The 23760-nt window shown below is 67.0% G+C and carries 23 protein-coding genes; 12 read left to right on the forward strand and 11 right to left on the reverse strand.

The genetic code is table 11. The features are described from left to right. The 5 genes from IIB36_18105 to IIB36_18125 form a co-directional block, all read left to right on the forward strand. On the forward strand, positions 1 to 245 hold a 245-nt coding region (locus tag IIB36_18105; protein ID MCH7533654.1), incomplete at its 5' end, for a zinc-dependent peptidase. A 317-nt stretch (positions 246 to 562) separates the two neighbouring features. Next, positions 563 to 889, forward strand: a complete 327-nt coding sequence (locus IIB36_18110) for a type II toxin-antitoxin system HicB family antitoxin (GenBank protein ID MCH7533655.1) — start codon at positions 563 to 565, stop codon at positions 887 to 889. Positions 890 to 1070: 181 nt separating this feature from the next. Beyond that, positions 1071 to 1856 (forward strand): type IV toxin-antitoxin system AbiEi family antitoxin, encoded by a 786-nt coding sequence (locus IIB36_18115; GenBank protein ID MCH7533656.1) that lies wholly within the window; start codon positions 1071 to 1073, stop codon positions 1854 to 1856. After that, positions 1853 to 2665 (forward strand): nucleotidyl transferase AbiEii/AbiGii toxin family protein, encoded by an 813-nt coding sequence (locus IIB36_18120; GenBank protein MCH7533657.1) that lies wholly within the window; start codon positions 1853 to 1855, stop codon positions 2663 to 2665. The genes IIB36_18115 and IIB36_18120 overlap by 4 nt, the downstream gene beginning before the upstream one ends. A gap of 296 nt (positions 2666 to 2961) precedes the next feature. After that, positions 2962 to 3177 (forward strand): addiction module protein, encoded by a 216-nt coding sequence (locus IIB36_18125; protein ID MCH7533658.1) that lies wholly within the window; start codon positions 2962 to 2964, stop codon positions 3175 to 3177. 104 nt (positions 3178 to 3281) lie between these two features. On the opposite strand, the gene IIB36_18130 is transcribed toward IIB36_18125, so the two are convergent. From IIB36_18130 to IIB36_18175, 10 genes are all read right to left on the reverse strand, one after another. Continuing rightward, positions 3282 to 3431, reverse strand: a complete 150-nt coding sequence (locus tag IIB36_18130; GenBank protein ID MCH7533659.1) for a hypothetical protein — start codon at positions 3429 to 3431, stop codon at positions 3282 to 3284. Positions 3432 to 3768: 337 nt separating this feature from the next. Next, entirely contained in the window at positions 3769 to 4044 is a 276-nt protein-coding gene (locus tag IIB36_18135; protein ID MCH7533660.1) for a hypothetical protein, read from the reverse strand. Positions 4045 to 4051: 7 nt separating this feature from the next. After that, on the reverse strand, positions 4052 to 4474 hold the full coding sequence (locus tag IIB36_18140) for a hypothetical protein (protein ID MCH7533661.1): 423 nt from the start codon (positions 4472 to 4474) through the stop codon (positions 4052 to 4054). 102 nt (positions 4475 to 4576) lie between these two features. Beyond that, positions 4577 to 6184, reverse strand: a complete 1608-nt coding sequence (locus tag IIB36_18145; protein MCH7533662.1) for a peptide chain release factor 3 — start codon at positions 6182 to 6184, stop codon at positions 4577 to 4579. Next, complete coding sequence (locus IIB36_18150) at positions 6181 to 6816, reverse strand: hypothetical protein (GenBank protein ID MCH7533663.1); 636 nt, start codon at positions 6814 to 6816, stop codon at positions 6181 to 6183. Before IIB36_18150 ends, IIB36_18145 begins: the two co-directional genes overlap by 4 nt. A 23-nt stretch (positions 6817 to 6839) precedes the next feature. Continuing rightward, on the reverse strand, positions 6840 to 7289 hold the full coding sequence (locus tag IIB36_18155; GenBank protein MCH7533664.1) for a hypothetical protein: 450 nt from the start codon (positions 7287 to 7289) through the stop codon (positions 6840 to 6842). Continuing rightward, the gene (locus IIB36_18160; protein ID MCH7533665.1) at positions 7286 to 8932 is read right to left on the reverse strand and encodes a hypothetical protein; all 1647 of its coding nucleotides are present in this window, start codon (positions 8930 to 8932) and stop codon (positions 7286 to 7288) included. Before IIB36_18160 ends, IIB36_18155 begins: the two co-directional genes overlap by 4 nt. A 4-nt stretch (positions 8933 to 8936) precedes the next feature. Then, a complete protein-coding gene (locus IIB36_18165; GenBank protein MCH7533666.1) occupies positions 8937 to 10055 on the reverse strand; it encodes a c-type cytochrome in 1119 nt (372 codons plus the stop codon). A gap of 61 nt (positions 10056 to 10116) precedes the next feature. Beyond that, positions 10117 to 10638, reverse strand: coding sequence for an RsmD family RNA methyltransferase (locus IIB36_18170; GenBank protein MCH7533667.1), 522 nt, complete (start codon positions 10636 to 10638; stop codon positions 10117 to 10119). Between the two features lie 86 nt (positions 10639 to 10724). Then, a complete protein-coding gene (locus IIB36_18175) occupies positions 10725 to 13427 on the reverse strand; it encodes a TonB-dependent receptor (GenBank protein MCH7533668.1) in 2703 nt (900 codons plus the stop codon). A gap of 276 nt (positions 13428 to 13703) precedes the next feature. Here IIB36_18175 and IIB36_18180 point away from each other — a divergent pair, with 276 nt between their 5' ends. The 6 genes from IIB36_18180 (at position 13704) to IIB36_18205 (ending at position 21415) form a co-directional block, all read left to right on the forward strand. After that, entirely contained in the window at positions 13704 to 15164 is a 1461-nt protein-coding gene (locus IIB36_18180; GenBank protein ID MCH7533669.1) for a B12-binding domain-containing radical SAM protein, read from the forward strand. Continuing rightward, positions 15157 to 16842, forward strand: a complete 1686-nt coding sequence (locus tag IIB36_18185) for a methyltransferase domain-containing protein (protein ID MCH7533670.1) — start codon at positions 15157 to 15159, stop codon at positions 16840 to 16842. Before IIB36_18180 ends, IIB36_18185 begins: the two co-directional genes overlap by 8 nt. Continuing rightward, entirely contained in the window at positions 16839 to 18371 is a 1533-nt protein-coding gene (locus IIB36_18190; GenBank protein MCH7533671.1) for a B12-binding domain-containing radical SAM protein, read from the forward strand. The genes IIB36_18185 and IIB36_18190 overlap by 4 nt, the downstream gene beginning before the upstream one ends. Then, the gene (locus IIB36_18195; protein MCH7533672.1) at positions 18368 to 19066 is read left to right on the forward strand and encodes a methyltransferase domain-containing protein; all 699 of its coding nucleotides are present in this window, start codon (positions 18368 to 18370) and stop codon (positions 19064 to 19066) included. Before IIB36_18190 ends, IIB36_18195 begins: the two co-directional genes overlap by 4 nt. Then, positions 19051 to 20178: an amidohydrolase family protein gene (locus tag IIB36_18200; GenBank protein MCH7533673.1), complete on the forward strand. Its 1128-nt coding sequence runs from the start codon at positions 19051 to 19053 to the stop codon at positions 20176 to 20178. Before IIB36_18195 ends, IIB36_18200 begins: the two co-directional genes overlap by 16 nt. Positions 20179 to 20437: 259 nt before the next feature. Further along, entirely contained in the window at positions 20438 to 21415 is a 978-nt protein-coding gene (locus tag IIB36_18205) for a radical SAM protein (protein ID MCH7533674.1), read from the forward strand. 21 nt (positions 21416 to 21436) lie between these two features. Here IIB36_18205 and IIB36_18210 read toward each other — a convergent pair whose 3' ends face one another. Then, positions 21437 to 22450: a hypothetical protein gene (locus IIB36_18210; protein ID MCH7533675.1), complete on the reverse strand. Its 1014-nt coding sequence runs from the start codon at positions 22448 to 22450 to the stop codon at positions 21437 to 21439. A 152-nt stretch (positions 22451 to 22602) separates the two neighbouring features. On the opposite strand from IIB36_18210, the gene IIB36_18215 reads away from it, so the two are divergent. Beyond that, positions 22603 to 23760, forward strand: a 1158-nt coding sequence (locus IIB36_18215) for a glycosyltransferase family 4 protein (protein ID MCH7533676.1), incomplete at its 3' end; no start/stop codon positions are given.

Raw genomic sequence — 23760 nt, forward strand, 5'->3', positions numbered from 1 at the left:
TGACCAACGAGGCCGAATTCTTCGCTGTCACCACCGAGTACTTCTTCGAGCGCCCCGGCGTGATGGAGCGCAAGCACCCCGAGCTGTACGCAATGCTGTCGCGGGTCTTCAATCAGAATCCCGGGGAGCGCGCGGCGGTCCTGGCGCGCGAGATGACACGGGGTCCGCCGCGCTTCGGACGCAACTCGCCCTGCCCCTGCGGGAGTGGCGTGAAGTACAAAAGGTGCTGCCTCAGAGGTTCCTAGCTCCAGCCCTCGGTCCCGTGCGGGGGAGCCTAGTGGGGAGGGGCCGCCGGAGGAAGCACTCGCTGCACCCGCGCGCCCACTGGCCCATCGGGTTATGGCAGCGTCCCGGGCAGGTGGTCACCGTTCAGTCCATGGAACGGAACTCTAGACGCAGGTTGACGCTAGCGTAACTTGCTAGCACAATATGAAGCGTAGGCATGCCAAGACGCTGGCGGCATTGCGGCGGGCACAAGGATCTGTCACCCGAGCCCCGAGATCGGACGGGGCCTGGCCAAGAGGCTCAGACACTTCCTCACTCAAGCGGGAGCGATGGATCGATGATGACGTATCGTGGCTACCCCGCGGCAATCGAATATGATGACGGTTCGCGCTTCTTCTACGGACACGTGCTGGGCACGAGAGACACGATCGGCTTCGAAGGACGCAGCGTCGACGAACTGGAGGCCTCGTTGCACCGCGCGGTCGACGAATATCTGAGTGCATGCAAAGACGCCGGCCGCGAGCCCGACCGCGCCTACTCGGGAACGATCTTCATACGCACCGACCCGGACACGCACCGCCGGGTCGAAGCTTCGGCAGCTGCATCCGGGCAGTCGATCAACCAGTGGGCGCAGGCGGCGTTGTTGGAGCGGCTGGGCGAGTAGATCGAGCGTCGGGCTGCCCGCCACCACCTTCAGACGGACGCACCGGCCTTGACCTCGCAGACACGAGTCTATACTGGCTGAAAATCACGTAATACGCTAGTTTTTGCGATCATGGACTTTCACAAGACTGTAGTCGCAATACGTGGTATTGCGTGACCTTTTGCTGGTACAGATTCAGCCAATGGCCTCCGCTGCGCGCTACATCCGGGACCTGCAGGCCCGCGGACGGTACCATTTCACGACCGACGAGGCGGCACAGGCTCTCGGCGGAAGCGTCGCTGCGACCTGCGCAGCGCTGAGACGACTCAAGGAGAAAGGCCTCGTCGCGGATCCGTACCGTAGCTTCCACGTCATCGTACCACCGGAGTATGCGGGACTCCGGTGCCTACCCGCCGACCAGTTCGTCCCGGATCTGATGCAGCACCTCCGCGAGCCGTACTACGTGGCGCTTCTGAGCGCGGCGGCGTACCACGGAGCGGCCCACCAGCGTCCACAGGTGTTCCAGGTGATGGTGTCGCGCGCCCGCCGTGCGCTCAGGTGTGGCCAAGTGAGCGTCGATTTCATCGCCCGGCAGGACATGGCAGGCACGCCCGTGGTCCAGCGGAACACGCCGCGCGGAGTCCTGCGTATCTCATCGCCGGAAGCGACCGCCCTGGAGCTCGTCGCATATCCGGACCACGGTGGCGGACTCAGCAATGTCGCGACCGTCTTGGTGGAGCTCATCGAGTCGATGGACGCCCACGCCCTCGAGGCCGAGGCGAGCCGAGTTCCCACGGCATGGGTCCAACGGCTCGGCTACCTCCTCTCACTGGTTGAGGCCGAAGAGTACGCTGTCGCGCTGGAACCGGTCCTCGGCGATAGAGCCCGGTTCTTCGTGGCTCTGGCTCCGTCTGTTTCCATGGCGGGAGCGGTGCGCGACGTGCGTTGGAAGGTCGCGGTCAACGTCGAGGTCGAGCCCGACCTGTGATTCCTAAAGCCTTCATCACCGAGTGGCGAAGTCGAGCCCCTTGGAGCCAGGATGCGTGGGTAGAGCAGGACCTGGTCATCAGCAGGGCCCTGGTCGAGATTTTTCGGCTTCCAAGCGTCGCGGCCAGCCTCGCTTTCCGAGGAGGAACTGCGCTATACAAGCTCTACCTGCTTCCGCCCGCGCGATACTCTGAGGACATCGATCTCGTGCAAGTAGAGCCCGGGCCGATCGGCGAGACCCTCGACGCCGTTCGTGGTGCGCTCGATCCATGGCTCGGCGCGCCGTCGCGTCTCTTCAAGGAGGGGCGGGTCACGCTCGTATATCGCTTCGACTCCGAGGATGCCCCACCGCTGAAGCTGCGGCTGAAGATCGAGATCAACTCCAGGGAGCACTTTACCGAGCTTGGACTCACTCGCGTACCGTTCCAGGTGGAGAACCGTTGGTTCGCGGGGGAAGCCGAATTGACGACCTTCGTAGTTGATGAACTGCTGGGCACGAAGCTCCGGGCGCTTTATCAGCGCAAGAAGGGTCGGGATCTGTTCGACCTGTGGTACGCGCTGGAGCGGGGGGTAGCCGACCCTGCGGCACTGCTCGCGTGCTTTCAGCGTTATATGGTAGAGGGGGGCCACCGCGTGACTCGGGCACAGTTCGAGGCGAATCTCAACGGCAAGCGCGCCGACTCCTCCTTTCGCGCCGACGTCGAACCGCTGCTTCGTTCCGGTGTCGCGTGGGACTTCGATCTCGCCATGGACGCCGTGCTCGAGCGTCTGGTCGCAAGTCTGCCCGGCGATGCTTGGAGGGGGGTCTGACGGGAGGGAGCGATTCCCGTGTTTTCCGGCAGTTCCCAGGCGCGTTCGGCGGAGGTTGGAATGTTACGGTTCCTAGGAGTCCACCAATAAGTGCCGAGATAATGTACCGCCGGGTGAGAGCAGGGTGGGTCTGCCAGCCTTCGGGCAAGGAGACGGTCCCGACGCAGTCGGACGGTGGTGGCACGCGTCCCATCGGCCTATGCTCCTGCCCGCGCCGGCCAAATCACCCGAGCCACGCATCACCGGGACCGATTCAAGCATTGCCGTGTCCAGGGTGCCTAGAAGAGATTGTAGGCATGACGAAACAAGCTCTCTTGTCCGAGATTCTCCGCCTTCCACCCGATGAACGCATCGAGCTGCTGGGCGAGGCCTGGGATGCCCTCGCTGCCAGTCCGGAAGATGTGGCGCTTCCTGAGTGGCACCTCGAGGAGCTCGAGCGACGTCTCGCGGATCCCGACCCCAAGTATGTTCCCTGGGAAGAGGTCCGAGCCCGGCTGCAGGGGTCGAGCTGAGTCTGCGAGTCCGCTTCCGTTCGGAGGCGGCCTCGGATGTGCTGCTGGCCAGGGAGTGGTACGAGGCCAAGCGTCCAGGACTTGGCGACGACTTCGCTCGATCGCTAGACCACGTCATCGAACTCGTTTCCGAGCTCCCCACGGCATTCCCGGAGATCGCCGTCGGCCTGAGGCGTGCACTCCTGGGCCGCTTCCCTTATGCCGTCTATTACCATGCGCAAGTAGACGTCATCGAGGTGATCGCGTGTCTTCACACTCGCCGCTCCCCGAGTCGTTGGCGCAATAGGGTGACGCCTGAGGAGGAGGGGAGCTAGTGCCTTTCAGGGCCCCGCCCCGCTACCAGCCAAGCTCGTAGACTCCAACCGCACCTGTGTGGCGCCCCTGCTTCCAGCAGCATGTCCCGCTGGCGGCGGTCTCTGAGCCATAGGTGGGCCGGGTAGGCCTTGGGGCCGACACGCTCGCCCAGCTCGTCGAGGAAGCGAGCGGACATCGCCTCCCAGAGCGCGGAGGTAGTGGCGGCCTGTGTCAGGCGGAGTGGCATGTGCCCGCTCGTCTGCGGTGACGGTTTGTCCGGCTAGTTGCTTGGAGCTACTAGCGTAGCGGGAGGGTGTGACACAAGGTGGGGCGTGCCCGGCCAGATGGCACACCCGCGGGACCGGGCAGCAGCGCGCGAGCGAAGGACGCGGTGCGCGTAAGGTCTCCACCGGGATTGAAGCCGTTGTCGAGAACGATGGCTCTGGGTTGGTCCTGCTCGATGCGCCTTCTCGCGTCCGCGGCGAACTCGCGGATCGACCGACCGCCGGACTCGGTGTTCAGGCGGAGCTGCACGTACACGATCCCTTCGTCCTCGAGGTGCACGTCAACCATGCCGCGGCTAGTTGTTCTTCGCGCCCTCTGCGATCCACGTGCGGATCAGCTCGATGTCTTCGGGGGACAGCGGATCACCTTCCTCCGGCATGTCGCCGTCCTCGACCAGCACGAGCAGCATGCTGTCGTCGGGGTCGCCGGGCTCGACGACGCTGCCGAACTCGGAGCCGGCCATCACGGATTCGTAGCTCGTCAGATTGAGACTGGCCTCGAGAACCACGTCGCCGTCTTCCGGCGCTCCCCCGTGGCACTGGATGCAGTTCGCGTCGAGGATCGGAGCCACGTCATCGGCGAAGCTCACGTCCAGGACCCGAGCGGCCACGTGGTCGGGCGCCACGGGCGCCGCCGTCCCGGCTCCGCCCTGCAGCGTTACTCCAATCCCCAGTGGGAGCGCGATGACCGAGAGTAATTCGTAACGCGTGATGAGCACCGTCGTGTCCCCTCGCTGTGCGGGTATAGGCCCATTAGAAATGGCAGCGCCACTCCATTCTGTCGAGAGGCGCGCGGCCCATGCTGGACCGCTGCTGGACCTTCAGGTCTCCGGCTTCGGCTGCACCTCGTGGAATCGGATGTCTTCAGCCTGGCCCTCACTGCGCTGGAGCGCCCACTCGTTGTCGAACAGGACCATGGGGAGGCCATCCACGTCCTCGACCAATCGACGGCCGTGCATCGAGCCGAGCCGCTTTATCTCCGACTCGTCGCCCGTCACCCAGCGCGCGCAGTGGAACGGCAGGGTCTCGAGGCGAATCGAGACGCCGTACTCTCTCCTGAGACGATCGACGAGTACGTCGAACTGGAGGCGACCGACCGCCCCCACGATGGGTACCGGGCCTGTCAGGGAAGGCGCGAAGAGAAGCTGGATCGTGCCTTCCTCCGCCAGGTGGCTCAGCCCTCGGTCGAGCTGCTTGCGCCGCATCACTTCGTCGAGTCGTACCTGCGCGAAGTGCTCCGGCGAGAAGCGCGGGACGCCTGGATATTCGAAGTCGCCCGCGACCGCCACCGTGTCGCCCACTCGCAGGCTGCCACGGTCGTGCAGGCCCACGACGTCGCCGGCGACCACGTCCTCCGCGTGCGAGCGCTCGCGCGCCATGAACTCCTGTGGTTGGGCGAGGCGCAGCGTTTTTCCGGTCCTCGATACGACCGCGTCCACTCCGGCCTCGAAGCGGCCCGAGCAAACGCGAAGAAACGCGATACGGTCCCGGTGCTTGAGGTCCATGTTCGCTTGAACCTTGAACACGAAGCCCGAGAACGGTGTGGTGACGGGGTCGATCACGCCCTGGGTGCTCTCCCTGGGAACCGGCGACGGCGCGGCGGCGAGGAATCTATCGAGCAGCACGTCGATACCGAAGTTGGTCAGCGCGCTGCCGAAGAAGACCGGCGTCGCCTCCCCCGCGGCGACGGCGTCCGCGTCCGGTTGCTCGCCAGCCACGTCCAGCAACTCGATTTCCTCGCGGAACTCGGCGACCCCCTTCGAGCCGAGTTTCTGATCGAGCAGGTCGTCATCGAGCCCCACGACGACGGACTCGGGGCGCGACTGTCCGTGGTCCTCCGTGCTCGTGTACAAGATGACCCGGCCGTCCGCGCGGTCGTATACGCCGATCAGCCGACCGTCCTTTCGAACCGGCCAGGTCGCGGCGAAGGCACGGATGCCCAACTCCGTATGCACGTCGTCGATGATGCCGAGGGGGTCCTCACCGACTCGGTCGCACTTGTTCACGAGCGTGAAGATCGGGAGTCGGCGGCGTTGGCAGACGCTGAACAGCTTGCGCGTCTGGCTCTCCACGCCCTTCCGGTTGTCGAGAAGCATGATGGCGCTGTCGGCGGCGGTCAGCGCGCGGTACGTGTCCTCGGAGAAATCCTGGTGCCCGGGCGTGTCGAGCAGATTGATGCGGAAGCCCGCATAGTCGAAGTGCAGCACGCTCGCGGTGATCGAGATGCCGCGTTCCTGCTCCATGGCGAGCCAGTCCGACGTCGCGTAACGCGTGGCCCGCCGCGCTTTCACCGACCCTGCCAGGTGAATTGCGCCACTGAAGAGCAGCAGCTTCTCCGTTAGGGTCGTCTTCCCTGCATCGGGATGGCTGATGATGGCGAACGTGCGTCGCCTGCCGATCTCATGTTCGAGGGATGCCGTCGTGCTCAGCGAATCTCCACGTAGCGTGCCAGGCGCTCGAGCTCGTCGTCGTCGACGTACTTGCCGATCTCGCGCCGGAACTGCGCCATCGCCGCATAGGGGCGGTACTCGTCGAACTCGTGCCGCATGCGGTTGCCCACGCCCGGGATGCTCAGGATCGCCTCGTCCGAAGCGGTGTTCAGATCGATGCGCACGTAGACGTACTGTGCGAGGCGCGCGAGCTCGTCGTCGTCCACGTACTTGCCGATCTCACGGTGGAACTCGGCGAGGCCCACGTACGGACGGTACTCCTCGAACTCGTGCCGCATCCGCCCTCCGACTCCCGGGATGAGCAGGATCTCCTCGTCGCTCACGTCGTTCAGGTCGATCGGCACCCACAGCGCACGGTAGAGCGTCTCGAAGGCGTCCTCCGCCACGTGACCCGAGAGGACGCTGTGCAGATCGGACAGGCGCAGAAACGGGCGGTCTTCCATGATCGCCGCGACCGCGTCCGCGGGAAGCCCCTGTACCGCTCCGAGCTCGTCCTCGGACGCGAGGTTCGGGTTCACGAGGCCGAGGTTGTCGCCGACCTGGGCGCCCGCCGGCGCTGCGATCAAGAGCCCTACCGCCAGTGCTGTCACGCTTCTGATTGCGAGGCGCATGATCATCTCTCCTGCGTACGCGGTCAATCGGTCTCGGGACCGAGCGCCGAGAACGCCGGGTGCCGGAAACAAACTAACAGTCCTAGAAGCCCGAGTTGGGCCATCGTTCCGGGTGCGAGCGCGGGCATCGCACCCTTGAGCGATTCCATGAGCAGTTCCAGGCCCGCCATGGACGGGCGCATCTCCAACTCGAACTCGACATTCGATTTGAGGTGCAGGTAGAGGCCCAGCGCCGCTACGGGCAGATAAAGCAGCATGAGCACGCGGAGGGCGGTCACGAGCTTGCGTGTCGGGCGAAACGCGACGGAGGCGCCCACCAGGAAGCCGAGGCCGAGCAGCACGACCGGCGTCCACTGCAGAGGGTCCTCCATATGCTCGAGAAAGATGAGCTCGGTGGTGGTGCCGGCGCTGCCGAACAGCAGCAGGTACAGCGCGAGTCGTCGCCACAGCTCCACTTCCTGCCTGCCCGTCACCGGACGACCGCGCGGGTTCGGGCCACGATCAGCGCCGAAGCGGCCGCCATCGACTCGTAGTACCGGACGAAGCGGTCCGTCTCGAAGGAATCGTACTCGCTGAGGTTCTGCGCCCAACGGTACGCGATCGGTTGGAACCAGAGCTCGACGGTGACCGTGAACGGCCCCGCGTCCGGACTCACCTGCACGCGGTACCGGACCTCGTCGCCGCCGGCGGTGAACGAGGCGTCGGAGGTCGCCGCGCCGTGCACGCTGACCCGTCCGTCGGCGCGACTCGCGTCGAACCCAGCGGGCAGCAGGCGGTTGTCCTTCACCCAGCGCTCGGCGGACATGAGTCCGGTGGTGACGGCGCCGCGCTGATCCACCATCACGGCTTCGTACACCTGCACCTGAGTCGCCTCGCTGATCTCTTCGTAGTGCGGCTCGTAGCGGGAGCCGTCCTCGTCATGATCGTTGCCCACGATGCTTCCGTCCGGGGAGAAAGCCCCCGAATCGAAGACGCGGCGGCCGTCCCGGTCGTCGACCGTCAGGTGGAGCCAAGCGCGTCTCGAGGGATACGCGGTCGGGAACTTGTGCCCAGCCCGGTTCTGAACCGATACGTCGATCCGCAGCCGATCGCCCTCGAGGCTCGCGCTCTGGATCTCGACGCTCGCAGTTGAGCTGCGCAGATGCGCCTCGGTCCGGTCGGCTGCCAGCGCCATCTCCTGCGGCAACGCTGTTACCCCCAGTTCGTCCCGGTAGCGGTTCAGTAACCGCAGCATGAAGAAGTTGCCACCCTGGAAGACATGTCGGGACACGTCGGCGCGCGCGCGCCCGAGCACGTCCGTGACTGGAACGTCCTCTTGCACCGCAGGCATGTGGCAGTCCTGACAGCTCTCCCCCATCTCCCCCTCCGCCGCGTAGCTGCTCGCTCTCCATTCGAGGTAGGGGCCCTGTTCTGGAAACTCGGGACCCTCGCCGCCGTCGTCGCGCACCGAATGTGTGAAGAGCGTGTGGCAGCTCGCGCACAGCTCCGACGTCTGCACGTGCAGGCCTTCGGTGGGACGAAAGCCGGTCGCCGAGTGCATGATGCCGGCCCCTCCCTCGTCCGGCTCGAAGGGGCCGAACACGCTCCGCCCCTCCTCCGGAACATGCTCTGAGATCGTGAAGCCACCCGTGAAGCTCGACTCTTCACCGAGGCCGTCGGGCTGCACCTGGTGGCACACGGCACAAGAGACGCCATCGACCGCGAGTGCTTTTTCCGTTTCGGTCCCGTCACCGCCGGGCAGGTTCGCGAAGACCGAGCCCGTCCGCCCGTCGGCCTGTGCCGTGACATTCGCCATCGGCATGTGGCAGCGGCTGCAGTTGTCCTCGATAGCCGCGGCCGCTTCCGGGTGATCGATCAATTCCCGCCGCACCGCCGCCTGCCAGTATGGATCGCGTGCGCTGTTCGCCATCATCGACGCCCGCCAATCGTATGCGATCGAGACGTCGAGTCCGGCCGAGGTCGTGACCCCCTTGTGACACGCGATGCACCGGTCGGAGGTGCGAAAGAGATCGCCATTAGGGTCGAGGGGGAGCCACGCCGGCGGCGGCGTGGTCGGAGTCGCGGCGATCACGACGATGCCCAACGCCAGCGGAATCAGCAGGGCGCGCTCGCTCACCACTTCACCACCCCTCGAAGAAGCCGCCGTCGAACCAGTCGAGCAGCAGGTAGACGAGCAGCCGCACCGAGCGCCCGCTCCTATGCGTCGCAGGCACGAGCAGCCCGATGTTGGCGAGCACGTGCTGGCGAGTGTTGAGCGACAGCTGCAGCTGCGGGATCAGGTCGAGGCGGGTCGGCGCGCCTTCCTCGAGATCGCGCTTGACCTGCGCCTCGATCATGGGCGTCCAGCTTCGGCCCCACGCGCCTTCGGTGAATGTGCGCCCGAACGAGACTCTTCCGAAGACCTCGTTCGCGGCGCCGCCGTAGAGCGGCACCTCGGCGCCCGCCTGCGCCTGGATGAAGGCGTCGGCGGGAAGGATCTGGCCGAAAGAGCCGAAGGCCTCGATCGCCGCTCCGTCGGCACCCAGCCCCTTTGACTCCGCGCCGGTCGGCAGGATCACCTCACCGCCGAGCGAGAAGATCGTGCCCGACACGAGGCTGTGGTGCAGCGCGTGCTTCACGCCGAGCGCGACGTCGCCCAAGCCACTGACCCATTCGTCGGAAGCCCCACCCGGTCCTGGCACTGAGCGCCAGCCGAACGGAATCTTGACTTCGATCTGGCTGCGGGGCCCGAAGCGGCGCTCATAGACGAACGCGCTTCCCAGGGAACCGTCGCCTTCCAGGTCCACTCCGGCCTCCACGACCCACTCGTCCTCCGGGTACGCCTTCTCGGTGACGAGGCCACGGGGCAGGTTGAGCTCGCCGCGCGGCCAATTGGGGTCGGTGCACTGGGTGCGGATGTGGTCGATGACCAGTTGGAGCTGGTCCGGAGTGAGGGCTCCACGGAACGCGGGCATCATCTCGCTGAAGCCGCGCACAGGCCCGCCTTCGTGTGCGACCGCGACCCAGTCGCCGTCCGGTTCGCGCGCCGCGAAATCGCAGTCCGTGAAGTCCGGCACAGCCTCTTCGAAGCCCAGCAGCGACCGGTCCAGCCCGCTGCCGTCCGCGCCATGGCACGCCGCGCACGATGCGACGTACAGCTCCTCACCGGTCAGCTGGCTCAGGTCGTCGGGGACCTGCGCGCACAGGGCGCCCGCGCCGACCACGATTGCGCCAGCGGTTGAAACGCAGCTCCATCGCATGCGCCATCGCTCCTTTGGCTGTAGGCCTCGATCCGTCGCGGCGGTCGTCGACGCGGCCCGGCTAGGACCTCCGGCGCAGGACCGTCACCCGGGTCTCTCCCTCGAAGTCGTACGACTTCCCCTTGATCGGGACATCGTGGTCCTTGGCGTGTTCGATCGCCAGTAGCGCTGCGAAGGGGACCTGCCGCCAGCGCTCGATCACGAGATCGAGTTTCCTCGATCCGTAGGGTGGATCCGCGAAACACACGTCGTATGCACCGGCCTCGAGCTTCGCTACGAACGCAATCGCGTCCCGCTTGTAGACCCGACACTTCTTCGTGACCCGTAACGCGGCGACGTTCGCCTTGAGCGAGTGGAGAGCACCGGCTCCGTTCTCGACGAAGTCGACGTGGCGCGCCCCGCGGGAGAGCGCTTCCAGCCCGATCGCCCCAGAGCCCGCGAACAGATCCAAGACTCGTGCTCCGGTGAGATCCGCCTCGAGGAGATCGAGCCACCGGTCACGAACGCCTTCCGGCGTGGGGCGCACGTTTCTGCCGGGCGAGGTCAGATGTCGGCCCGCGAACTTCCCGCTGACGATTCGCATCGCGAAATATCGCGAAACGCCCCGGCCGGGAGCATCCCTGGCCGGGGCGATGCGCGCGATCCGGGATCGCGCTTGCGTTCGTCGTGCTAGAACTCGTACTGCAGCTTGAGCATACCGATGCGGCCGATCTCAGGCGCACCGATAAACTCCTGGTGCAGGTTCCCGAACGCGTTGTTCAGCGTGAGCGACACGATGAAGCCCGAATAGCCTGGAACGTGGTAGCCCATGTTCAAGTCGAGTACTTGGTAGCTCTCTACCTGACCCACGTAGACGCCGGAGTTCATCGGGAAGCCGTCGCTGAACCGCATCCGACCGCCGATGAAGGCACCCACGACCTTGTTGTCGTACATGAGGCCGATCGATCCCTTGTTGGACGGCGCGTTCAGCGCGATGTCTCGACTGCTGCCGCAGGTGCCGTCCCCGTCGAAGTCGAAACACTCCTTGCTCACGTGCGAGTAGGATCCGGTGAGTGTGGTGCGTGACGAAGCGTGCCACTCGAAGCCGACGTCGGCCCCGACGAAGTCAACGTCACCGAAGTTGCGGTACGTCAGAATCAGGTCGGAGTTGGTTCGTTGGTCGGGTGCCACCGTTCCGAGCGGAACGATCGCCGCCCCGGCCGCGATCTCTGCGGCGATCTGACTCGCGAATGCCAGCGGAATGCCGACGCCCGTGAGGCGCCCGACAAGGAAGGACGCGACCGAGGCGCCATCCAGGAACACGCTCGGCGTTTCGACCCTCAAAGGTCCGATGAAGTTATTGATCTTCGTATAGTAGCCGGAGGCTGCAATACGGAGCCGGCCGCCGATGAGGCCGTTGTAGCCTACCTCGTATGTATTGGTAATCGTCGGCTTGAGTCGCGCCACCGGCGACGCGCCTGGATCCGGCAGGAAGGGAATCGACGGATTCTCTGAGTTGAACCGCAGCAAAACCGAGCTGAGGTCGCCGGGCCCGGGGTTGCCCACGATCGCCGCGAACGACTCCGGCGTCAGACCGAGCAGCGGCAACGTCGCCAGCAGCGTGGCATTAGTCAGGGCGAGAGGAACGAGCACGGCGTCCCAGAGAGCCGCACCAGTGGCCGGGAGCTGCACGCCGGGCGCGAACGGTGAGTACATGCAGTAGTTGTTCACACCACCCGCGCAGGTGTTGTTGAACGTAAAGCCCGACTTGGGCACGCCCTGCGTGCGCACGTCGTAGCCGACGGTCGGCGTGAGCGGTATCCGACCCGCCACGAGGTCCAAGAACAGGTTGTTCGTGGTCGGCGTACCGAAAGCGCGATTGTAAGTCGTGCGCAGGCTGTGCCCGTCCGCTGGACTGAAGACCAGTGCGGCACGCGGTGAGAAGACCGGGTCCTCGAGGTGCTCGTGATCGTCCACGCGTAGCGCGGCCACGAAGTTCAATCGGTCGCTGAGCCGCGTGGTGGTGTGGAGATAAGCACCCATCTCGGTAGTCTGGTCACTATCCTCGTTGATGCCTGTGATCGTGCCCTTCGTGTCCGGGTTCGTCTTTGTGTAGTCGTAGCCCACGACCGCGTCGATGCGACTGGTCAGCGTCAGGTTGTACTGGAGTTGCGCGGCCAGGACGGTGGACTCGTCCACGATCCGCTGGCCCGTCCGTAGCAGGTAGGTGTCACCCGAGTCGCTGCCGTTGAAGAAGAGCTGAGCGAAGAGAGCGCCCCTTCGCATCTGGGCCTGGAAGAACTGGTACTTCCAGTTTTTGACCTGGCCCGCTCCAATACCGGTCAACTCGACCGAGCTGATGAGCTCGTTGAGGCCGTAAGTGAGGATGATCTCGTCGTCCTCGTTGTCCCAGGGTCGGAAGTCCGCCCGGGCCTCGATGCTGTACCGCTCGGCGTTGTAATCCCGGTTCCCGATGAGTGGATCGCCCGGGTTGTTGGCTGCCGCTGCCCCTTCTACTGGATCGTTGTAGGTGAAGTCGTCACCACGGAAGTATTGCCCGGAGATCTTGAAGCCGACATTCCGGTCCTCGTTCGCCCACGACTGTCGGAAAACACCCTGGACGAGCCTGCGGCTGCCGCCGGCCACGCTGAAGGAGGTTCCCGGGTTATCGATCGGGGACTTCGTGATGATATGCATGACGCCATTGGCGGAGTTCGGCCCGTACAGCGCGGCCGCCGGGCCGAGCACGACCTCCACGCGCTCCACGTCGAGCGGTGTCGCCGCGACCATGTTGTACGCGTTGAGGTTGATCGACGGCACCCTGGCGTATCGGTTGTCCGTCAGGACCAGCAACGCGCCCGAGAACACGTTGTTGAAGCCGCGCACCACGGTGTTGCTCTGGAAGATGCCTGTCTGGATCGCGTCCACCCCCGGCTCACCCCTGATGTAGTCGACCACCGTCGTCGCGCCCAGCCTCTCGATCGTCTCGGCGTCCACGGTGATGACATGGGCAGGCGCAAGGTCCGTGCGCTGCTCGCGTCCGCGACTCACCGTGACGTTGACGCCACGCAACACGACCGCGGTCGACGTCAGTTCGACCGTGATGGACTCGCCCGCCTGCACGCCCCCGATCGACCGCGTCTCGAAGCCGATGAACTGGACGACGATGGAGTGTCGTCCGCTCGGCACGGCGACGCTGAAGTTGCCTCGGGCGTCGGTCAGAGAGCCACTGGTGCCTCCGACCACCGACACTTGCGCTCCTACGATCGGCTGGCCGTTCGCGGCGTCGACCACCTGCCCGGAGATGGCCTGCTGCGCTGCGGCCGGCACGGCGAACGCCAAGAACGCCACAAGCGAAAATCCGAAGAAACCGGTCACTCTTGAGCACGCCATGCGACTAACTCCTTCATATCGGAAATGCGACAGAGGAGGGTTTAGGGCGAAACTACACCCGTTTCCCGGGAGGCGCCAAAGGATTCGTTACGTACGCACAGTGGCGTTGTGACGTATGTGGTTTGGTTGATACGTCCTCGGCTGGAGCGTTGCCGGATGCTGGAAGCTGCGGTGGGCTCGCCCGGAGGTCGTTCATAACTACCTTATGCATCGACCTTTCCTGGAAGCGGGTGTATGCGGTCGTCGGACCGTGTCGCCCGTAGACACCCTCCCACGATGAGTTCTTCCTCCTCACCTCGCGCACCGCTTCTGCTCGCGCACTCGTACTACCTCGTGTACGACGAGAAGCAGACGCGGAAGATGAAGCCGTACGCCCCGCTGGGTACGCTCGTCACGGCGGCGTTGGTCAGGGAGCGCGGCTACGAAGTGGAGCTCTTCGACTCGATGCTGGCCCCGGGGGTCGAGGCCTTCGAGCGGATGCTCGATGACGTCCGTCCTGACCTCGTGGGCATCCTCGAGGACAACTTCAACTTCCTCACCAAGATGTGCACGCTCCGCATGCGACGGGCCGCCCTGGAGATGATCGAGGCTGCCAAACAGCGCGGCTGCCGAGTGGTCGTAAACGGATCGGACGCTACCGACCGTCCCTTGGTGTATCTCGCGGCCGGAGCGGACGCCGTGATCCTGGGCGAGGTGGAAGAGACCTTCTGCGACGTCGTCGATGTCCTCACGGCTGACCCCGGGGCGGATCTAGGAGCAGTTCCGGGGCTCGCGTTGCCCGGTCCGGGATCGTCAGACACGGGCGCGAACGGCTCGCCGGACAGCGTTCGCCGGACGGCTCTCCGAACACGCATCTCCGACCTGGACGCGCTCCCGTTCCCGGCCTGGGACCTCGTCGACGTAGAGCAGTACCGGGCGGCTTGGACGCGTACCCACGGGAGGCTCTCCTGGAACATGGCTACGTCCCGGGGCTGCCCGTACGGATGCAACTGGTGCGCGAAGCCGGTCTTCGGCCGGCAGTACGCACAGCGCAGCCCGGCGAATGTGGCGGAGGAGCTGAGGCTCCTCCGTGAACACGTCCGGCCCGACCACGTATGGTTCGCCGACGACATCTTCGGACTCACCGCGGGCTGGATCGAGGACTTCGCCGACGAGGTGACGAAGCGGGGGACCCGCACGCCGTTCTCGATTCAGTCTCGCGTCAACCTGATGAAGCCCCGGAGCGTTGCGGCACTCGATGAGTCCGGGGCCGAAGAGGTCTGGCTCGGCGTCGAGTCAGGCTCGCAACAGGTGCTCGACGCGATGGACAAGGGCACTCAAATCGAGCAGATCCGCGAGGCGACCCGGACTTTGAAGGCGCAGGGCATCCGGGCCTGCTGGTTCATCCAGCTCGGCTACCTCGGGGAGCACAAGGAGGACATCCTTCGCACTCGCGACCTGATCCTCGAGGAGCGGCCCGACGAGATCGGGGTGTCCGTCTCGTACCCGTTGCCAGGAACACCCTTCTACGAAGCGGTACGCTCGCAGGTCGGCACCAAGCGCAACTGGGAGCACACCGACGACCTGGACATGCTTTTCCACGGCACTTATACGGCCGACTTCTACCGCATGTTGCGAGACATCCTCCACGAGGAGGTGGACGCGTACAACGGCGGCGGCGCGACCCTATCCGCGGAGTGGGATGAGCTCTGGGCGCGGGAGGCCGAGTTCCGTAACCTGGTCGCGGTCCATGATTAGCTCGACTCGCGTCCCCGCGGCGGTCGCGGCGTTCGACGCGTCTGCCGACGTGTTCGACGGGCGCTTCGGCACCTGGGCCAGCGTCGCCGCTCAGCGTCGCGCGGTACGCCGGCACCTCGTGGGGGCGTTTCCACCCGGCGCACGCGTGCTCGAGCTGGGGGGCGGGACTGGCGAAGACGCGATCTTCTTGGCGCTCAAGGGCCGCGACGTGCTCCTCACCGACGGATCCGAGCGCATGCTGCACAGGGCCACGGAAAAGGCGGTCGCCCAGGGGTGCGCCGACCGCGTCGACACAGCCGTGCTCGTGCTGGAGGAGATCGAGGAGTTCGCGGCCGAGTGGCGGTCCCGTGGCGGCGAGTTGTTCGACGGAGCGTACTCGAACTTCGCCGCGTTGAACTGCGTAGCCGACCTCCGAGCCGTGGCTCGGGGGCTCGCGGCTCTGCTCCGTCCTGGCGCCCCCGCGCTGCTCGTGCTCTTCGGGCAGTTCCCTCCGGGGGAGGTGGTCGTCCAGCTTGCGCGGGGCGACCCGCGAACCGCGGTGCGCCGGCTGGCGCGCGCTCCGGTTCCCGCACGCCTCGGCGGTGTGGACTTCACGGTACATTACCCGAGTCCCCGGAAGGTCGCCGGGGCCTTCGCCCCGGAGTTCCGCCGGGTGCGTACCCGCGGCGTCGGGATCTTCGTGCCGCCCAGCGCCGCCGAGCCTGCGATCTCGGCACACCCGCGCCTGCTCCGCGCGCTCGAGGCGCTCGACCGGATCGCCGAAGCTCCGCTCGCGCTCCTCGGTGACCACGTACTCGTCCACCTGGAGCGGACTGCGTCACACGTCGTCCCCGGGGAGGGCACGCTGACTCCCGCGCCGCCGGCCCGTGTTTCGGCGGAGGCGCTCCGCCGGTTTCGCACCGCGTACGCCGAGCATCGGGCCTCGGAAGGCCGAGGCCGGGGCGGCGAGGACGAGGTGCGCGCGCTTCCCTATGTGCGCAGCGGCCCGACCGCGTCGCAGTGGCGAGTGCGCGCGAGGTCATTCGAGCGCTTCATCTCGATGGTCCTCGACCCGCTGGCGCGCGAGCTCGGGCCGCGGCCGCTCCACCTGCTGGACCTGGGCGCTGGTAACGCGTGGCTCAGCTGCCGGGTGCGCGCCCTGGGACACCGTGCGACCGCGGTGGACCTCCGCGTCGACGACGTCGACGGGCTGGGTGTGTTGGCGGGCGGCGCCTCCGGACCCGCAGCCCCTCCGGACCGTGTCGCGGGATCGTTCGAAGCCTTACCGATCGCGGATGACGCCGCCGACATCGCGGTGTTCAACGCCGCGATCCACTACGCGCTCGACCTGGAGCGGGCGCTCGCCGAGGCGTGCCGCGTCGTCCGAGCCGGCGGGCGCATTGTCGTGATCGACTCCCCCTTCTACGACTCCGCGGCCCACGGGGAGGCGATGGTGGCCGAAAAGCAGGCGCAGGCCGAAGCCCAGTTCGGCTTGCTCGCGCCGGACCTGCTCGCGCTGCCCTTCATCGAGTTCCTCACGGCGGACCGGTTGGCCCGAGCCTCCGAACCGTTCGGGCTCGCCTGGCGCCGCCGCCGCGTACGTTATCCGCTTGCTTACGAGCTGCGTCCGCTGCTTGCTCGGCTTCGCGGCCGGCGAGCCCCGTCCCGCTTCGACGTGTGGGAGGCCAAGGTCCCGTGATCGTCTTTGTGAACCCACGCTCTACACGCCCCCGGAACCGCCGGTTTCCGCTCTCGCTGATGTCGGTCGCAGCCGTGTTGCCAGAGGACGTGTCGTGGGAGATCGTCGACGGCAACCGGCCGGGTGTGGATCCGCTGGCCGAGGTCTCGGCCCGGATCGACGCGGCGAGAGGGAGCCGCGATCCAGTACGGGCCGTGGCCATGACCGTCATGCCGGGTCCACAGCTCGTGAGCGCGGTGCCGATCGCGAAAGGGTTGAAAGCCCGCCATCCTGACGTTCCGATCGTGTGGGGGGGCTACTTCCCGAGCCTCTACCCGAAGCCGGTCCTCAACGCGGACTACATCGACTTTGTCGTGCGTGGCCAGGGGGAGACGACGTTTCTCGAGCTGCTCGACGTACTCGAGGGACACCGGGACCCGGCGACGGTGGCTGGGCTCGCGTTCCGGGATGGAGGCGAGCACCGGATCGGACCGGAACGCCCCTGGGTCGGCCCCGAGGAACTCCCGCCGCCCCCGTACCACCGCATTCCCGTCGACGACTACCTCCACCCGACGTCCCTGGGCCGCCGCTCCGGCGTCTATCAGGCTTCGATCGGCTGTCCGTACGGGTGCAAGTTCTGCGGCGTGATCTCGGTGTACGGGAGCCGTGAAAAGATAGAGGCACCCGAGCGCACGGCGAAGCACGTCGCGTTCCTGGCCCGCGAGCACGGCATGGACAGCCTACACTTCTACGACAACAACTTCTTCGTTCGGGAGGACCATGCGCTGGAGCTGAGCGAGCGCATTACGCCCTTGGGGCTTTCGTGGTGGTGCGAGTCACGCATCGACGCGCTTCTCCGTTTCTCCGAGCCCACCTGGAGGGCGATCCGGGCATCGGGCTTGAGGATGGTGTTCCTCGGCGCCGAATCCGGCTCCGACGAGGTCCTGCGCCGTATGAACAAGAATCTGACCACGGAGCAGACCCTCGAGATCGCCGCCAGGACGCGCGAGCACGGCATCATACCCGAGTTCTCGTTCGTGTTCGGCGGTCCTGAGGACCCGGAGGCCGAGATCGAGAGCACTCTCGCCTTCGTGAGAAAGCTCAAGGCGGTGAATCCCGACATGGAGCTGATCACGTACTTCTACACTCCGACCCCGCAGCGGCGCGGCACCTACGGGGACGTGGACCCGCTCGCCGGGACGCCCCTCGACCTGGAGGTGTGGACCGAGCCCGAGTGGGTCGGGTGGATGACCCACGAGAACCCGGACGTGCCGTGGCTCACTCGCCGCCTGAAGGCCCGCGTGGAGGACTTCGAGGTCGTGCTCAAGAGTCGCTTCCCGTCCCTTCACGACAAGCGGACCCGTGACTGGGGAAGGAGCCTGGCTCGCTTCCTGGCCCGACCACGCTGGGAGGCAGCCGACTACGAGAACCCGTGGCTCCTCAGGGCCGTGCGCCGGTGGGCTCGAACCACCGACGATCGAGAGGCATACGGGCACCTCAGGCCGGCGGGCACGGCCGCCGCGAGGGGGGTGGTGGGGTCGCGCGAGTGAAGCTGCGTCCTCCGCTCGACGCACCGCCGGACGCGCTGCCTGTGCGGGAGGCGTACGGCCTCTGGGCCGCTCGTTACGACGACGAGTGCGCCGTCAGCGCGCTGGAGGACCGTACGGTCGGCGCGCTCACTCCTTCGCTGAAGGGGCGGTCGCTGCTCGACGCGGGATGCGGCACCGGGCGCAGGCTCCCGAGTGGGCCCGACGGCCCGCTGCGCGCGATCGGCGTCGACCTCGTGCCCGAGATGCTTTCCGCGGCTCGGCACCGGGGTGGCGCCGCGCTGGCAGCGGGCGACATTCGTGCGCTTCCGCTGGCCAGCGGAGCCTTCGACGTCGTCTGGTGCCGGATGGTGCTGGGTCACCTGCCCGAGCTCACGACCGCCTACCGGGAGCTGGCTCGCGTCACCCGCTCGGGCGGGCGACTCATCGTGTCCGACTTCCATCCCGAGGCAGTGGTCGCAGGGCACACGCGGACGTTCCGCGACCCGAAGGGCCGGCCCCACGCGGTCGAGCACCACACGCATTCCATGGCCGAGTACGAGCGTGCCGCCCGAAGGGTGGGCTGGACGATCGACCGCACCAGCGAGGTCGCCGCGGGGCCGGAGGAAAGGCCGTTCTACGAGCGGGCGGGGCGCATCGATCAGTACGAGCGTGAGCGAGGTCTGCCGCTGGTCCTCGCCATGTGTTGCACGCGCTGAGGTACCGGCTCGAGGGTCCGGGCGGATTCGGCGTCGGTATCGATGCCGGTCGGCTCGTGGATCCAGACGGCGGCTTCGAGCTTTCGGTCGACCTAGGGCCCGGCGAGCTGAGGCCTGGGTTGATCAACGCGCACGACCACCTGCACAGGAACCACTATCCCCGCCTCGGCTCGCCGCCTTACCGGAACGCATATGCTTGGGGTCGCGATATCCACGACCGCTGGTCCGAAGTGATCGAGCGAGGCCGGTCGATAGACCGCAGGGACGCGCTCCTCGTCGGCGGTCTCAAGAACCTCCTCGGCGGTGTTACGACCGTGGTCCACCACGATCCGTGGGAGCCTGACTTCGAGCGCGGCTTCCCGCTGAGGCTGGCACGCGTCCGCAGTGTCCATTCGCTGGGTTTCGAGCCGGGGCTCGAAGGTGCGGGTGTCGGGGATCAAAGCCTGCCGCTGTGCATGCATGTGGCGGAGGGCACCACCAGTGATGACGCCGAAGAGGTGCAGGCGCTCGAGCGCCTCGGCCTGCTCGACGAGCGGTTGATCGCGGTTCATGTGGTGGGCGTCGATGCGGACGGTATCGAGCGGCTGCGGTCGGCCGGCGTGGCCATCGTGTGGTGCCCGACGTCGAACGACTTCCTATTCGGGCGAACCGCACGCCACGAGCTCCTCAACGCCGGCGTCGACGTGCTGCTGGGGTCGGACTCGCTCCTCACCGGAGCCGGCACGCTCCTCGACGAGCTTCGAGCCGCGCGCCGGCACGGGGCTCTCGACGAGAAGAGGCTGCTCGAGGGCGTGGGAGCGGTCGCGGCGCGGCGGCTGGGGCTGCCGCCGCCGGTTCTGGACGCGGATGCTCAGGCAGACCTCGTGCACCTCTCGCGTCCCGTCTGGGAGGCGGAGGCCTCGGACGTCGCCCTGGTCGTCGTCGCCGGCGTGCCTCGACTCGGAGACGAGCGCTTCGCCGAGCTGTTTGAGCGGACCGGCGTCGCGGTCGAGCGGCTCGACGTACAGGGCACATGCAAGCTTGTGGCCGCGCCTCTCGCGACGATCTTGGAGCGGGTGCTTGAGGATTGGCCGCAGCTCGGGCCGGCGTTGGGCTTGCGGGCAGAAGCGTGATGGAAAGGGCCGTGGACCGCGTGCGGACCGGGGGGACGTCTTGCGACACTTTCCGACTGCCCGACCCGAGGGATACGATTGAGTCGGGCGACGTCGACGGAAGCGGCTGCACGGGGGCGGACATGATCGAGCACGACCGTAGGTCGAAAGCCGGGGCCCCGTGACCCGTCTCTCCCCTCGACCGATCTCCAAGCACACCGAGGACAGGAGCCTCCCGCTCGTCCCGCGCCTTGATCCCATCACGAGCCTGCCGATCGTGATGCTCGCGCCCCACAGCCGGTGCAATTGCCGCTGCCTGATGTGCGACATCTGGCGGGTGACCACCAAGGAGGAGATCTCGGTCGACGACCTGACGCGCTGGATGTCCGAGTGGCGGGCTCTCGGAGTGGAGCGCGTCGTGCTCACCGGGGGTGAGGCGCTCATGCACTCGGATATCTGGGCGCTCTGCGCGGCGCTTCGGTCGGCCGGCATCGGGATCACGGTGCTGAGCACGGGGTTGCTGCTGAAGGCTCGTGCCGAGGAGCTCGTCCGCTACTCCGACGACGTGGTGGTGAGCCTGGACGGTCCGAGGGAGGTGCACGACCGGATCCGCAACATCCCGCGGGCGTTCGACAAGCTCGCCGCGGGGGTTCACGCGGTGAAGGAAGCGGACGCAGCGGTCCGCGTCTCCGCCCGGTGCACGGTGCAGCGCGCCAACTTCCTCCATCTCCGCGACACAGTACGAGCGGCGCGGGATATAGGGCTCGACGGCGTGAGCTTTCTCGCGGCCGACGTCTCCACCGATGCATTCAACCGGCCGGGCGGTTGGACTCCGGAGCGCGCGGCCGAGGTAGCGCTCGCGGCGGAGGAGCTTCCGCTCCTGGAGAAGGAGCTCGTCGCGCTGGAGCGCGAGTACAGCCAGGACTTCGCTCGCGGCTTCATCGCCGAGAGCCCCGAGAAGCTCCACGGGCGACTGTACGACTATTTCTCGGCGCTCACGGGACAGGGCGACTTTCCGGCGGTGACGTGCAACGCCCCCTGGGTCTCCACCGTGATCGAGACCGACGGGACGGTCAGACCCTGCTTCTTCCACCCCCCGCTCGGCAACATCCACGAAGCCGGGAGCCTGGAGGCGGTGCTCAACGCCCCCGAGGCGATCGCCTGGCGGCGTGGCCTCGACGTGCGCCGCAACGAGATCTGTCGGCGGTGTGTGTGCTCGCTGGCGCTCCGTCAGACGGCCTCGGCGGATGGTGCGTGAGCGGATTACCCCGCAACCTGCTCACCCGCAGGGCGGAAACGCGATCTCGGAGAGCGCGGCGACGGTCGCTCGCGGATCCCCGCCGACGCGCACGAGCCAAACACCTTCCGCGGCCAACGCGCGGAGGCGGCGCGCGATGCTCTTCCTGAACGCGTCGAAGCCGGGCTCGAGGCGTGAAAGGAGGAGTGCCACCGCCTTCTCCGGCTCGAGCGTGGTCACGGGCTGCCCGACAGCACCGTCTTCGGCGCGCTCCAGGATGCAGAGCGTCGCCCTCTCCACCATCGGCGGATCCACCCGACGCGTGCCCCCGCCCGTGACCGCCGCTTCGCCATCGCTCAGCTCGACCGCGTGCTTCAAGGCGCCGCTCGGTCGCCGCACGAGCGGTTCGTCGGCGAGCTCGGGGAACCAGGCCACGGCCGAGCGGGGGAGGTGCAGCGGTCCCGGCATGCCCCACACACGCAAGCTCGGGCTTATCTGCACGTAGGCCGCGTCGTCGGTGAGCACGCGAAAGCCCTCCCGGTGAGCCGCGTACGACAGCGTGCTCTTTCCCACCGCGCCTACGCCGGCGAGTATCAGTCCCCCACCGTCAGTGGCGATAACCGCGCCGTGAACGGGCTCTCGATCGAGACGGGTGACGAGATAGAGAACGACGGTGTCCAGCACCATGCGGAGGGCGCGCCGGTCGCCGATCACGGCTGGCGCCAGGCGGGCCTCGGCGCGCATGCCGCCCAGATTCGCCATGGCCCGGACTCCGTCTGCTTCCGCCGAGAGCCGGCCGTCGTCCCGCGTCTCGATGGTCAGCTTCTCCGGGGCGACGGTGGCGCTTCCCCCCAGGCGCAGCCGAATGAGCGGTGACGGTCCGGAGCCGACACGAGAGACGAGACCGTCGCGCTCTGCGAGCTCTCGCCACGGTCCGTATACGGCGTCGACGGCGTCGAGCAGCTCCGGCTCGGCGGCCTCGAACCGCACCGGGACGCCGAGGATCGCCAGCTCGAGCAGCTTCATCTCGGCGAGCGGGGCTCGGCGAGAGGCCATTCGAGGCGCGTGTGCACCTCCGCGGGCGTGAGGTCGAGCGAATTCGGTCGGAGCGCGCCGTGCGGCATCTTCAGGTCAACTGTTGGAGAGGAATCGTGGCGGTGGCGGGAATGGATCTCTTAGCTTGGTCTGACAGGCAAGGGGGGCGCTCCGTGAGAGTGGTTCAATTCAGTGGGTACATGGACCCGGCGGGGCGGGCTCCCGAAGAGCTTCTCGACGCCTGGACGACGCTCGTCGACGTTGCGTCCGCCGCGGCCGCTTGGGCCGTGGACGTGACCGTGGTCCAGGCCGCCGCGCACGACGCTGAGATCGAACGCAGCGGCGTCCGCTTCGTGTTCGTTCGAGAGGTGCGCGTCCCAAGAATCGCGGCGTGGCTCGGACATGGCGTCGCACGGTATTCTCTCCGTGCCCTCGATGTGGTCGCGGACCTGGCGCCGGAGCTGGTCCACGTTCAGGGACTGTCGTTCCCGTTCCATGTCCACGCGTTGGCCAGGCGGCTTCGCACCGTCCCGCTCCTGGCACAGGACCACGCGGACCGCGTGCGCTCCGGGTGGCGCCGGTCACTGCAACGTTGGGGACTCAGGCCGTTGTCCGGCGTTGCGTTCACTGCTGCCGAGCAGGCGCGACCGTTTCTCGAGGCCGGGGTCCTACGGCCGGAGGTGCCCATCTTCGAGGTGATCGAGGGCTCGACACGCTTCGAGCCGCTGCCCCGTTCCGATGCCCGCCGTGCGACTGAGCTCTCCGGTGATCCGGCTGTGCTCTGGGTCGGGCACCTCACAGCCGCCAAGGACCCGATAACGGCCCTGGAAGCGGTTGCGAAGGCGGTCCCCCGGCTCCCAGCGCTGCGCTTCTGGATGATCTACCAACGCGACGATCTGCTCGAGGAAGTCAGGGCCTGGCTCGGCCGCACACCCGAGGTGGCGAGCCGAGTCGTCCTTGTAGGCCCTACTGAGCACCAGCGCATCCCCCAGTTCATGTCGGCCGCCGATATTCTGCTGAGTGCGAGCCACCGTGAAGGAAGCGGGTACGCGGTCATCGAAGCACAGGCGTGTGGCACGGCGGTGGTCGCCTCGGACGTCCCATCGCACCGGCGCATGCTCGCCGGCTCAAAACGGGCTGCGCTGGCACCGGTCGGGGACGCCGGGGGGCTCGCCACAGGGATCGTGGAGCTTGCGGGAGCCTCGAAAGACACCGACCAGCGTGCCGCAGCTCGGGCACACTTCGAGCGGCACCTCCCGCTGGACGCGCTGGGCCGTGAGCTGACCGACGCGTACCGCACGCTCCGCTCGAGCGGTGCCGGGCTCGACCGG

It is taken from the genome of Gemmatimonadota bacterium (assembly GCA_022560615.1).
Taxonomy (GTDB): domain Bacteria; phylum Gemmatimonadota; class Gemmatimonadetes; order Longimicrobiales; family Gaopeijiaceae; genus UBA1138.